This is a genomic window from Eisenibacter elegans DSM 3317, from assembly GCF_000430505.1.
Taxonomy (GTDB): Bacteria; Bacteroidota; Bacteroidia; order Cytophagales; family Microscillaceae; genus Eisenibacter; species Eisenibacter elegans.
In genome coordinates this window covers 138,325-151,551 of sequence record NZ_KE387153.1, presented here as the reverse complement: position 1 = coordinate 151,551, position 13,227 = coordinate 138,325, and the positions used below count along the sequence as shown (strand labels likewise).

General features: G+C 49.0%; 9 protein-coding genes. 3 read left to right on the top strand and 6 right to left on the bottom strand.

The genetic code is table 11. The features are described 5' to 3' along the window. The first annotated feature begins 86 nt into the window (after window positions 1-86). Window positions 87-1,460: a leucine-rich repeat domain-containing protein gene (locus G499_RS0114310; protein WP_161627760.1), complete on the top strand. Its 1,374-nt coding sequence runs from the start codon at window positions 87-89 to the stop codon at window positions 1,458-1,460. A 124-nt stretch (window positions 1,461-1,584) separates the two neighbouring features. Here the strand turns inward: G499_RS0114310 and G499_RS0114305 are convergent, their stop codons facing one another. Both G499_RS0114305 and G499_RS0114295 read right to left on the bottom strand, forming a co-directional pair. Beyond that, window positions 1,585-2,400, bottom strand: coding sequence for a serine O-acetyltransferase (locus G499_RS0114305; protein WP_245576748.1), 816 nt, complete (start codon window positions 2,398-2,400; stop codon window positions 1,585-1,587). Between the two features lie 349 nt (window positions 2,401-2,749). Then, complete coding sequence (locus tag G499_RS0114295) at window positions 2,750-3,601, bottom strand: dienelactone hydrolase family protein (protein ID WP_245576747.1); 852 nt, start codon at window positions 3,599-3,601, stop codon at window positions 2,750-2,752. Window positions 3,602-3,840: 239 nt separating this feature from the next. On the opposite strand from G499_RS0114295, the gene G499_RS0114290 reads away from it, so the two are divergent. Then, window positions 3,841-6,168, top strand: coding sequence for an ATP-binding protein (locus G499_RS0114290; protein ID WP_081413817.1), 2,328 nt, complete (start codon window positions 3,841-3,843; stop codon window positions 6,166-6,168). Here the strand turns inward: G499_RS0114290 and bshB1 are convergent. From bshB1 to G499_RS0114275, 3 genes are all read right to left on the bottom strand, one after another. Continuing rightward, entirely contained in the window at window positions 6,128-6,850 is a 723-nt protein-coding gene (gene bshB1 / locus G499_RS0114285) for a bacillithiol biosynthesis deacetylase BshB1 (protein ID WP_027000503.1), read from the bottom strand. The two genes, G499_RS0114290 and bshB1, sit on opposite strands and share 41 nt — an antisense overlap. Before the next feature lie 213 nt (window positions 6,851-7,063). Beyond that, complete coding sequence (gene cysM, locus G499_RS0114280) at window positions 7,064-7,966, bottom strand: cysteine synthase CysM (protein WP_027000502.1); 903 nt, start codon at window positions 7,964-7,966, stop codon at window positions 7,064-7,066. A gap of 95 nt (window positions 7,967-8,061) precedes the next feature. Next, window positions 8,062-11,169 (bottom strand): CHAT domain-containing tetratricopeptide repeat protein, encoded by a 3,108-nt coding sequence (locus tag G499_RS0114275; protein WP_154658473.1) that lies wholly within the window; start codon window positions 11,167-11,169, stop codon window positions 8,062-8,064. Between the two features lie 195 nt (window positions 11,170-11,364). Here G499_RS0114275 and pyrR point away from each other — a divergent pair, with 195 nt between their 5' ends. Continuing rightward, the gene (pyrR, locus tag G499_RS0114270; protein WP_027000500.1) at window positions 11,365-11,925 is read left to right on the top strand and encodes a bifunctional pyr operon transcriptional regulator/uracil phosphoribosyltransferase PyrR; all 561 of its coding nucleotides are present in this window, start codon (window positions 11,365-11,367) and stop codon (window positions 11,923-11,925) included. A gap of 153 nt (window positions 11,926-12,078) precedes the next feature. Here the strand turns inward: pyrR and G499_RS0114265 are convergent, their stop codons facing one another. After that, a complete protein-coding gene (locus G499_RS0114265; RefSeq protein WP_027000499.1) occupies window positions 12,079-13,095 on the bottom strand; it encodes a ComEA family DNA-binding protein in 1,017 nt (338 codons plus the stop codon). Window positions 13,096-13,227: the final 132 nt, after the last annotated feature.

Genomic DNA, 13,227 nt, shown 5'->3' with positions numbered 1-13,227 from the left:
TATCAACCCTTATCACACAATAACCAACCTAGTGCTATATGCCCCAAAAGAGCACAAGCATTTCACAAACGAACCTACAAACCCTTATGTTTACCAACAAAAACCTACTATGGGCAACCTCCTTGTGCTTGTATTTCCTGACCGCCCAAGGGCTTGCTCAAGATACTAAAAGCTTGATGGATAGCTTACTACAGTTCCGGACTTATACTTGGAGCGAAGCCTTGGCCGCCCCTGACCCTAAGGCTGTTTTTAACTTAGATGCTTCTGCGCTAGGGTGGCATACCGTCCCCAAAGAGTTGTTTCGGTTCACAAACCTACGCAGCCTCAAGCTTTCTGAGAATGAGTTGGCTGCCTTGCCAGGCAAGATGCGCCGGTTCAAAAAGCTAAATCAGCTCTTCTTGACCCGTATGGGCACTAAGAATCTCTATGAGGAAATTATCCAAAAGCGAGATAGTATTTGGAAGTACTATGCACTAGAAGGTGAGGTAGATCCAGAGCTTTATAGCAGTGCCTTTACCATAGCCAAACAAACATTGATGGAGCAGTACCCGCCGCTTTTTACCAAAATGCCCCGCCTCCGTAAGCTCCGCATACTTTATCTCAATGGCAATTTGTACCGCGAATGGCCGAACTTTATCAAACGACAGCGCAATTTAGAGGAGCTGACCCTCAACGGCAACGAGATGAGTAGCCTGTCTGCGGATTTGTATCGACTCAAAAAACTCCGGCAGATCAACTTTATCGAAAACAAAGTCCAAACCCTTGAAAACATAGACTTCGCCCGCCTCCGCAGCCTCGAAAAGCTCAACTTAGCCAAAAACAAGATAGAAAGCCTGCCCCAAAACTTTGTGCAAGCCCCAAGTTTGATAGAGCTAAACTTGGCCGATAACCTCCTAGCGGATGTTCCTAGTAATCTGCCCGAACTCAAGACGCTCAAAGTATTGATTTTGTATAAAAATAAGTTTAGCGACATTCCTGAAGTAATCTGGGAAATGCCTTGGCTCGAAGAACTAGATTTTTACTACAACCGATTAGTCAGCCTCTCTCCCAAAGTAGCGCATCTCAGCAGCCTCAAACGGTTATATCTCTCACACAACTACCTTGTAGAGTTACCCGATGCGCTAGGCAAGTTGAGCAACCTAGAGCGACTGTATGTACATCATAATCAGCTGGGAGGCTTACCCGAAAGTATAGGGGGGCTCACACAGTTGCAGTACCTCTATCTCCAAAATAACGTATTGGAGCGTTTGCCGGAGTGGATTTGCCAGCTCATACAACTACAAGAGCTGAACTTGGCTTCCAACAAATTAACGCATTTTCAGACCTGTCTAACATATTTGGACAAGCTCCGCCTTTTGGTGCTCAACGACAACCCACGCGACCGGCTCAGCACATATTTCGCCCCCGAACAGGCAGTGCTGGATACACTCTCGGAGCAAGGCGTAAATGTGAAATATTGATGCTTGTTACGTGCCAATGGACGTTCCAGAAAAGCAGCCTGACGGCGAAGCAGCACCATAGGTAACTTCCAACTTTGGGCAATAATGAGGTCTTTGTTGCCTAGGTTTGCTGGTTGAACCGAGGCTAATCTTCTTGACTACTGAGCACCTGTTGTCCTTTGGAGGAGTAATATACCCTAGAGTGTGGCGCTACACTGTTGGTAAGCCACACATTTCCGCCTATGATGCTGTCGTGGCCGATGAAGGTCTCCCCACCCAGAATCGTAGCTCCGGCATAGATGACTACACGGTCGCCGATGCTGGGATGGCGTTTTTGTTGTGCCATTGCCTTGCTTACACTCAACGCGCCCAAGGTTACCCCTTGGTAGATTTTGACATCATCGCCGATGTGTGTCGTTTCGCCAATGACAATGCCCGTACCGTGGTCTATGCAAAATCGGCGGCCAATCGTAGCTGCCGGATGAATCTCAATACCGGTACGAGCGTGGGCATATTCTGTAAAAATACGGGGCAAGTAGGGGATTTTCAGCTCCCACATCAAGTGTGCGACGCGGTAAACGGCAATAGCCCAAAAACCCGGATAAGCTCTAATGACTTCTTTCTGGTCGATGGCCGCAGGGTCGCCCGCTAGGATAGCCTCACTGTCTTCGAGACAAGCATCATATACAGCTTCCAGCCTTTCAAAAAAACAGTTGGTCAGCGTACGCTCTGCGTGATTCGGGCAGGCTTCGGTGTGTAAGAGTAGCTGCTCAAAATGCAGTTGTAGTTGTTGGTAGCGTGTGTGTATGGCCAGCGGGTTTTGTAGGCGTTGCTCGCTGAGGTCGGGGAACAAAAATTGCATCAGCATCTCTACAAACGTATCGATTGCCGCCACCCCGGGCAAGGTCTTCGGGGTTTGGTGTGCCTTACTGATTTTTTCAAAAAAAGAAGCTTGCATCATCAATCAATTAGGTTATTTATCGGCTGCTTTGGGGCAGGCGATACACGATTTCTGAGCGGAGGATATATTTTGTACCACTATCGACCAGTTGCCCTTCGTGCTTGGTTTCGTGGAAAAAGCACAAAGCTGCCCCTGTTTTTGGTAGCCTCGTGCCTCGCTTTGCTCAATGAGGGTTTGGCATATCTCAGAAGACATAAAGCCGATGATACTCCAGATATAAGGTGAGTGTTGAATCAGTTGCATAGCCTTGCCTAAACACATATACAGGAAGCATACATCACACCTCCGTCTGTCATTATGATTATACCGTAAAACAACAAAGCTCAGGGCAAATTAGTTTGGTCTGTGGCTACAGATGTTTTTGGAAAAAAGCGATACTGCGTTGCCAAGCCAGCTGTGCGGCGGAGGCATCGTAGCGTGCCACCGAGGTGTCGTTGTGGAAGGCGTGTTGCGCATTTTCATACCAATAGATTTCGTGTTCAATATGGGCTGCTTTCAGCGCTTCTTCATAGGCGGCTGCGCCCTCATTTACACGGGTATCGAGCGAGGCATAGTGTAGTTGTATGGCTGCCCGGATATTGGGTACGGCTTCTAGCGCAGGCTGTCGGCCATAGAATCCAATGGCCGCCTTCAATGTTGGCACCTTAGTGGCCAAGGTATTGGCCATCAGCCCACCCCAACAAAATCCCACACAGCCGATACTTTGGTTGCTGTCTTTGCGCGTAGCAATGTAGTCGAAGGCACGCAAGAAATTCTGCAAGTTATCCTCTGCGGCGAGTGTAGTAAAAAGCTGTCGGGCCTCGTCCTCGTCTGCTGGTTGTGTACCAAGGGGCGAAAGTGCATTGGGCGCTACAGCCAAAAAACCGGCTTGCGCCACACGACGAGCCACATCTTCGATATGAGGGGTAAGCCCACGGTTTTCGTGAATGACGATGACGGTAGGGTAGGCTTTTTTGGCCTTGGGGCGGGCAATATAAGCCTGCATCTGCCCATTGACCCCTGTATAGTGGCCATATTCGGTGAAAATCTTGTCGCTATCTGTCGGAGCTAGCGGAATATACCTTGGCTCCAACAAAGGCAACAAGAGCGCTGCTGCTGCTGCACCTCCAGCTATCTGCGCCAAACGCTGCAAAAACTCGTGCCGGCTCAGTGGTTGGTGTGTATATTCATCGTACAGGTCGATAATTTCTTGACTAATCATAATACGACGGCCTTGAGGGGGTAGAGAAGTAAAAAGTAGTAAACAAAGGTATCAAACAGACCACTAATGAACACTAACTGTTGCTATGAGGTATCATTATTAAGACCGAAAGCGCTTTTTAGCCGCCAAACGGTAGTGTTTTTCCAACAAATAAAATTGAGTACATAATAAAAAACATCGTGCTTGGCAGCTAGTTGCGACTTACTTTTGTTAGATTTGTTTTGGAGTATTCAGATGATATGCACAGACTTACTATTTATAGGTATTTGTTGATGCTGTTTTTAGTGGAGATGTTGTTTTGGGGAGTAAGTAATAGACTACAGGCCCAAAATACACATCCTGTCTTGGATAGTCTAAGGGAGTTGCTCCATAATTCTACTGACCAACGAACTCGGTTGCAACTCTTTAATGCCCTGGCCAGAGCACACAACACACACGACCCCTCTTCTAAAGCCATCAACTATGCCCGTAAGGCGGTTGCCCTAGCGCAAGAACTGAAGGATTGGGAGGCCGAAGCTACCGCCTATACAGTATGGGGAGACCTACACGCCAAAGTAAGCCGCCCTGACTGGGCTGGCGCCTTGGCATATTACCGCAAGGCGCTCAAAATCAGGCAGAAACTTGTCAAAGACAATCCCGGCAATCTACAACTACAGATGGACTTGGCTGCCTTGATGTCTGATATAGCCTATAACTATTGGCAATGGGGCAAACTCCCCGAAGCACTGCGGTATTATGAAAATTGTATGGAATTGGGGCATCAGATATACCAAGCTGATTCGGCTTTCCCCGAGGCAGAGGTTTTTATTGCGCTGCGACACCACAATATGGGAGCCATCTACTGGGCACAAACCGACTATCGCAAGGCGCTACACCACTACCTAAAAGCCTTAGAATACTTTGAGCGTATTCAAAACAAAGGCAGGATTAGTATGGCAATGGTCAATATTGGCTTGGTATACCTAGATTGTCAGGAAGATAGTCTAGCGTTACACTATTGTCGGCAGGGGTTGCTCAAAGCAAAAGAGGCACAACATACGCGCTATATGGCCTATGCACAAAACTGCCTAGGCCGCGCTTTAGAGCGTAAGGGGCAAACGGACTCAGCGCTGTATTATTTTGACCAGTCCATCAATACCTATGGACAGCTACAGGATCTTGGCGGTCTCGGAATGAATTATCATTCGATAGGCAATGTATACCAAAAACAAAAGGCATATACAGAAAGCCTGACAGCCTACCAAAAAGCGCTATTGTTTGCCGAACAAATTCAGTCGCGTTATTGGATAGCAATGAACCATCAACAGATAGCCCTGCTGCATTTTGAAACCAATGATTGGTTCTTGGCCAACTACAATATACAAAAAGCATTGCAAATAGCCCAGACCGAAGGCTACCGCGAAATCGTTAGAGAGAGCTACCGCTTGCTGGCCGATATATACCAAGCCGTGGGGAATACGGCGGAGGCATTGGCTTTTTATAAGCGCTATGTGGCTGTCAAAGATTCTATTTTTTCGGAGGAAAAATACAAACAGCTGAATCAGTTGAAGTTGCAGTATGAAAGTGAACGCCAAGAACAGGAAAATGCGCTCTTACGCAGCGAAAAATCCCTCAAAATCACCCAACTCAAACAAGCAAAACGCAGCCTTTGGCTGCTTACAGCAGGCGTTGTTGGCTTGTTGGGGGTTGCAGTGTTGTTACTGTATAGTAGGCAGTTTTTACAAAAAACAAGACGAAAGTTACAACTGCAAAATGAAGAAATAGCCCAACAAGCCGAAGAACTTCAGATGCAAGCACAGGCATTGGCAGAGGTCAATGAGGTAAAAGACAGGCTTTTCTCTATCATCGCCCACGATCTGCGCAGTCCATTGGCACAGCTGGAGGGGGTATTGGGGCTGGTGCAAAACCAACGCCTCTCAGCAGAGGAATTGCAGTTTCTGCTCCCCCGAATCAACCAGAATGTACGTTATACCACCGACCTGACCAACAACCTCTTGCACTGGGCCAAAAGCCAACTACAGGGAATCGTAACAGATCCAGAAGTATTTGATTTACACGAAATTGTTCAGGCGAATATCCGCCTTTTTGAACAAGTAGCACAGCAAAAAGGCCTGCGCTTGGAAGCACATATTACGGCTCCAAGTTTGGCATATGCCGACCGCGATATGATAGCTCTTGTCTTGCGCAACCTTATCAGCAATGCGCTGAAGTTTTCGCGCCAAGGGGGGGTAGTGAGTTTGCAGGCAACACCCCTAGTCGAAGCTTGGCAGATTACCATACAGGATAGCGGCGTAGGAATTTCGTTAGAGCAACAAACGCATCTTTTTAGCTTAAAGGTTGGTAGTACACTTGGCACTGCCCAAGAGAAAGGCACAGGGCTTGGATTGCACCTATGCCAGACTTTTGTGAAGCAAAATGGTGGGTATATAGGCTGTAAAAGCACCCCCGGAGAGGGGAGTGAGTTTTATTTTACCGTTCCCAGAGCCAATCTGACAGCACCGCAAAACGGCCAGTCCCAACATCACCCTACCACAAATCCGTCAGCTGAGATACACCCACTGGGGTAGCCTTCTCAAACCCTTCGCCATAAGTAACCCCTACCAAGCGGCCAAAATCACGGGCGCGGCTTTCGAGAAACTGCATAAAGTCAGGAGTAGAGATGGGAGTTGTTGGCTCGTCGCTTTGAGGGTCATAAAACTGACTTTTGAAAGCGCGGATGGCGGCTTCTTTGGTAGCCCAATGAGCGCTGATGTCTACCACCACATCCGGATTGCGCCATTGATCCTGAATGTAATGCCATACTGCGCGAGGCCGCCAGGATGCTTGGGCCTGGCCGGTATGTTTGTCAAGTGTTTCGACTTTGCGTAAACCAGCCAAAAAGCAAGCGTCATGTGCTAGTTTGGCACCCTTTCCGTGGTCTATATGTCTGTCGATGAGGGCATTAGCAAAAACAATATCAGGCTGATAGCGGCGAATTACTTCGATGAGCTTGCGCTGACTGGCTTCGTCATTGGTAAAAAAGCCGTCGGCGAGCTGTAGATTTTCGCGTGCGCTGAGTTGCAATACTTTGGCGGCGGCGGCGGCTTCTTCGTAGCGTTGGGCTACACTGCCGCGTGTACCCAGCTCTCCTTCGGTAAGGTCGATGATGCCTACTTTTTTGCCGAGGGCTACGTGAAGGGCAATGGTTCCCGAACAGGACAGCTCAGCGTCGTCGGGGTGGGCAGCAAAGACCAGAATATCAAGTTTCATAAAAAGACAATAATACAATGAGATAGTGCGTAACTGGTGCTCAAACCACTGGATGCTTACAAAGGCCTAGTGCGATGATGAAATAGCCCCTAAGGCAATCGTCTATTCTTGGCCTTGTAGCTGATTTACCCCGCTTTTTAGGTCTTGAGCTTGTCCAGTGGTTTAACCTATGTTTAAACAGCAAATAGGGGGCAATGGTTCTAATACTCCAGACTAAGGTGTTTGGGCAAACAGCGGCGAGCTGAGGTAGCGGTCTCCTCGGTCGCAGACGATACAGACCATCAGGGCAGGTTCTGTAAGGCTTTGGGCCAACTCAAGGGCAGCGTGCATCACCCCACCGCTACTCATTCCGGCAAAGATACCCGCCTCACGAGCCATTCTTCGGGTGGTTTGGGTAGCCTGCGCTTCATTGACATACAGGATTTGGTCGATACGCTCAGGCTCAAAAATCTGAGGTAGAAACTCTGGCGACCATTTGCGGATGCCGGGGATACTAGCGCCTTCTTCGGGCTGCACACCCACTATGCGGACGGCGGGGTTCTGTTCTTTGAGATAGCGAGAATTACCCATAATAGTGCCGGTAGTACCCATACTGGCCACAAAATGCGTAATTTGGCCTTGGGTGTCGCGCCAGATTTCGGGGCCGGTGCTGTGGTAGTGTGCCCAGTAGTTGTCAGGGTTGGCAAACTGGTTGAGCATATAGTAACCTTCGTTGGCGACCATCTCGTCGGCAAGTGTGCGGGAGTATTCAATCGTTTTGGCGGCTTCTGTCAGGATGACCCGCGCCCCAAAAGCCCGCATTGTGTCAATGCGTTCTTGGGTAGAGTTTTCGGGCATAATGAGCGTAATATCGAGCTTGAAGGCCGCCGCTACCATCGCCAAAGCAATGCCTGTATTGCCGCTGGTGGCTTCTACAAGACGAGTCTCGGGCGTGATATCGCCACGTTTGAGCGCTTGGCTAATCATCTGATAGGCAGGCCGGTCTTTGACACTACCACCGGGGTTGTGGCCTTCGAGCTTGCCATAGAGTGTGATGTGTGGGGGGATTTCGGGGAATTGGATACGTACCATCGGTGTGTCGCCGATGAGTTGGGCTATATTGTCTACCGGAATCATAGGGCAAATGGGTTAAAATAGATAACGGACGCAAGTTATACCTTTGTGGGGCAAATAACAATCTATACCAAGATTCATATGTTTGAGTATAGAGATTAATCGCCTCCTACCAACACAAATGCGCCCCAGTAGTAGGGGTGGGGATAGCGGCTGCGCAACTGCTCTTGAGCCTTGCGAAAAGCTTCGTGTGTGGGGAGTTTTTCGAGCAAAGCATACTGATAAAACAAACTCATCAGGGCCTGTGTAGCCTCGTCGGAGACTGTCCAGAGAGACATCAGCACCCGCTGCGCGCCCGCCTGCCGAAAGGCCCGTTGTAAGCCATAAACACCTTCACCATTGCTAAGCTCGCCGAGGCCGGTCTCACAGGCCGACAACACCACCAAGGCCGTGTTTTCGAGCCTTAGCCCCAAGACTTCGTGGGCATACAGGATGCCATCATTTTGACCTTGCTGGATACCCTGAAGCCCTTGGGATGCTCCGGCCAAAAGCAGGCCTGAGCGTTTGAGCGGGTCATTGAAAAGCCTGTAATACCGGCTTTGGCGCTGTGGAGCAGGCAAGAAAAAACCGTGGGTGGCAACGTGAAGCATATACGCTTGTTCGAGTTGTTTGAGCGCAGTCTCGCGTGCTTGTTCCAATACAAAAAGAGACACTTTCATACCGGCCTGCTCGGCCATTTGTGCGATGTGCATCACCTCGGTCTGTGTACCGGGTAGCATCGCAATGCGTCCTTCAGTATTGAGCAAGCGCTGGGTGCTGTCTTGGCCGAGTATCTCCCGAAAGCCCGCCCCCTCCTTGAGGGCGGCGCTGTCTGGTGATAGTTTATCACTACTAGGGCCAACCTCATACAAAGGGTATCCAAAAAGATAGATTGACTGGTTTTTGAGGTCGAGTTGTTGTGGTTGGGTCTCTGCATGTCGGTAGAGCAACTCTTGTGGCGATACTAACAAGCGTATATCGAGCAACTCGTGTAAATATTTGCCTTTATCAGGCAACAACAACGACAGCAGATTGACTTGATGGTATGCGCCGTCGGGGCAAAGATAGAGGCGTTTGGCATCGCCAATGGCCTGCCGAAGGGGTTCCCAAAAATATCGGTAGCTGAGGGTGTCGGTCTTTTGGAGGGCAATAGACTTACGGTAAAAGGGCAGGTACCGGCTTTCGAGTTGATAACCGTTGTGTAGCGGAATCCACTGTGGGGCTTGCTGGGGTTGTAGCAGCAAGGCTGTGTAATAAATCTCAGTTTCGTCTTTACCCTGACTACGCACGATGTCGATGAGGACTTCGCCGGGCTGTAGTTTTTGTTGAATATCTTGCCAGCGGGGCGATGTTTGGCGTTGTGCCAATGTATTGCTTTCTGAAAGCCCATCGCGTTGTAGGCCTTGTAATAGTTGTTTTTCTAATTGGTAGACTTCATCGCGTAGGCTTTGCAGGTTTACTTTCCGGGCTTGTCGTTCGGCCAATGGCCACTGAATGGCCTCTACCAAGTAAGCCTGCCGGCTTTTCCAGTGGTGATATTGTGAGATAAGGGCATCGTTTTGGCTTTCCAAAATTTGTCGTTGTAGTTTCTGAAACGACAAAAACAACAGTCCTTTGATGCGCAAGTTGAGGTCGAAGAGTTGTTGCGCGATTTGAGGCTTGGTGTGTGGGGCAGCTTGGGTATAGGTCTGTGCATAGAGGTAGTAGTTGTCAAAAAACGGCTTTAGGGTCTGTACATAGTTGCGTCTTTCTGTTTCGGCCAAGGTAGGCAGAAGAATATCGAGTTGTTCGAGGCGATTGCGCACAGCTTCTTCAAAGAGTGGCTGAGCTTTGTCGTATTGTTGGAGGTAAAAGTAGCAAGCGGCGAGGTTATTGGCCGCTAGGGCAAAGTCGGGGTGTGCCGTACCCAGCGCTTCTTGGCGTATCCGATAGGCCTGTTGTAGCAGCACTAGCGCCTCAGTGTGTTTGCCTTGCCTGCTGAGTATGTCGGCCTGATTGCTCAGGGTAGTTGCATAGCTAGGGTGTTGTTTTCCGAGGGTATGCGCCTTGATATCGAGCGCTTCCTGATAGTACTTGTGGGCTTGGGCATAATCACCTGTCTGCGCATAGAAAGCGGCCAAGTTGTTGGCCGCTAGAGCATAGTCCTGATGCTGTTTTCCGAGGGTTTGGGCACGTATCTGCAATACCTCTAGGTGTAAGTCTTGGGCTTGGGCATATTTACCTAAATCTTCGTAAAGTAAGGCCAAGTTGCTGGCTCCGGTGGCATAAGTAGGGTGCGCCTTCCCGGGGCTATGGCTCCAGATGCGCAGCGCTTCTTGGAGCAGCTTTTCGGCGACAAGGTACTGCCCAATGTTTTTGTAAAATAGCCCCAAGTTATTGCACGAGGTCGCATAGTCAGCGTGTTTTGTGCCTAATACTTCGGCCCTGATGCGCAGGGCCTCCTTGTATCGAGGTTCAGCTTTTTCATAAAGCCCCATAGACTTATAAAGTGAGGCCAAATTATTGAGTGAGGTAGCATAGGCGGCGCTTTCTACACCCTCTGTGAGGCGTTCTATATCGAGTGCTTTTTGGTAACAGGTTTCGGCCTCTAGGTAGCGACCTACCAAAGCATAGACCACACCCAAGTTGCTACAAGCTGTAGCATACACACCATTTTCGGTGCCGATGGTATTGGCCAGCCCCTCGCAGGCTTGTTCGTAAAAGCTGATGGCTTCTTGATAGTGCCCTAGGGCCTTGTGTGCCAGAGCGATATTGCTAGATAATGTAGCATATACTTGGTGTTGGGAGCCGTGTTGTTCCTTAGCCAGCTGTCGGGCATACTCAAATCCACGCAAGGCCTCTTCATAGCGCCCCTCTTGATACAAAGCCCTTGCCTGATGGTTGGCCGTTTGCCAAGGGTCTTCGGTACTTTGGGCTTGGTTGGCGTTGTATGCGATGCTGGCTATCAAATCTTTCATCTGATGGGCCTGTTGCTCGCGCCCTGTTTGGACATAACACTCATACAAGAGCTTGAGGTATCCGTTGACAGCCTCAAGGTCATCTTCGTATTGGTTCAGAAAAACCTCGGCGTGTTGTTCAAAAATAGGCAATGCTTCCTCATAACTGCCGGCTTTGTAATAGGCCAGCGCTTGGCGCAGATCTTCGTTGAGGTTTTGGGCAGCCAAGGGATGCCACCAATGGCCGGATAGGCACAGAATAAGCAGAAAAAAACGACTACAGACAGACATAAGCACTAGTGTTTGTTGGGAGGGGTGGTGCTTAGCCCCAAGTTTGGCAGACACACAGCCTGTTGTACGTAATCTGTCAGATGAAAGGTTTGGATTCGAGTCTGATTCAAATTCTGCCAAAACCTTGCACAAGCGCTGGTTTATGCGTTATTTTAGGCATCAAACCCTACTCCAAGCCCAAGGGCTTTTTGTGATATGGACAAAAAACTGATTATCAATCACCAACTGCTCGATATTATTTTGAGCCGCCTTTGCCATGAGCTGATTGAAAACTATGGCGATTTTGAAGACACTGTATTGATAGGCCTACAGCCTAAGGGGATTCGGGTAGCACAGCGCTTACACCAACGCCTCAATGATATGTGTGCGCAGAATGTGCCTTTAGGATTTTTGGATGTTACTTTCTATCGGGACGATTTTCGCCGACGAAGCTCTGTGCTCAAGGCCAACGAAACAAGGATTGATTTTATCATCGAAAACAAAAACGTTATCTTGATTGACGATGTACTCTATACTGGGCGAACCGTTCGGGCGGCGCTTGACGCAATGACAGCCTTTGGCCGCCCGCGCAAAGTAGAGCTACTGACCTTGATAGACAGACGCTACACCCGCGATTTGCCCATAGCGCCCAACTATGTGGGCAAGCAAGTAAACACCCTACACTCGCAGCGGGTTTTGGTAGAATGGGATACTGCCTATGGCAACCAAGTATGGTTGTTGGCCCAAGGGCTAGAGACCGACAAAGGGGGAGTATAGCCCCATACCGCACTTAGCGCTTATTTCACGCCACTGGACATTTGTCAAATCTAAAGAGGCCTCAGCTTGTCTCGGAGCCGGAGCTCCAGGCTACTTTTCCAAAAATGTCCAGCAGCGTGATCAAATCTTGTGAATCTTGGTATAAACAAGCGCTTAGTCTGTATGGATATAGGGCAAGAGCCTAGTCAACTGCGCATCACTAAAAATCCCTACGTTGGCCAAAGCTTCTGGCACACTAAAAGCCCCGTGGTTTTTGCGGTATGCCACGATGGTTTTGGCCTGCTTAGCACTGAGGTAGGGGTGGAGGGCTAGCTCGGCCTCGGTAGCGCTATTGATATAGAGATGGCGAAGCGCCGAAGCATCCACATAGGCAGCCTCCTGAAGCTTGGCAACCACTTCCGGCGGCAGTTGGTAAACCTCGCCAAGTTGCGCCAAATCATAAAAACCACCCAAAGACTCCCGATACTTGACAATACGCCCCGAATAACCGGGGCCTATGCCCTTGATTTGCTGTAAGTCTTCGGCAGTCGCCCGATTAAGTTCAAGGCGGAAAGGCTTTCGCACCTCTTGGGATGCGTTGGAAACATCCGACGCACTATTGTCTCCATCTTGCGGAGCGGCTACAGATGCTCGTTCATCAGACTTGGCATACTTTTTATGATTGTTTTTATGACCTTTTGTTTTTTGGTATTGAGTATCTTTGGCAGCGTATTTTTGCGTTTGTTTTTCGGGTAAAAGAATGTAAGGCTCTAGCAGTGCATAGGCCTCATCGGGGAAACCATAAATACGCCTTAGGTCTGTGCGGTATCGGAACTGCCCCCCTTTGTAGACATAGTTGTAGAGACGTAGTGCCAACTTTTCGGAAAACCCAAGCTGCTGCCAGTCCGACACCTCCAGATGGTTGGGATTGAAGGCATAAAGACTATCAGAAGGGCTGAAATCAGCTGCCTGCTCTTGGGCTGCAGCCTCATTGGCCAACAGTACCAACCACAGACTGTCTCGAATAGCCAAGGCCTCAGGCTCTTCTGTATGGCTAAGGGGAAAAGGCCAAGGATAGGCCGCCGCCGCCAACAATAAGAGACAGAAAAAACCCAATACCAACATTCCGTGTATTTCGACACGTGAAAAACCAAAGTAATCACGTAGATAGCGGGTAAGTTGTTTTAGCATAGGTTTAGGAAGTATTAGTTACCCACTAATTTAGCTAAAACACTACAAAAGTCAAATAATACGATGATTTTTTGAGGTTGCTCAGGATACTATAGATTTCAATCCTTGTTTTAGTGGAATTGGAGTAAAAAG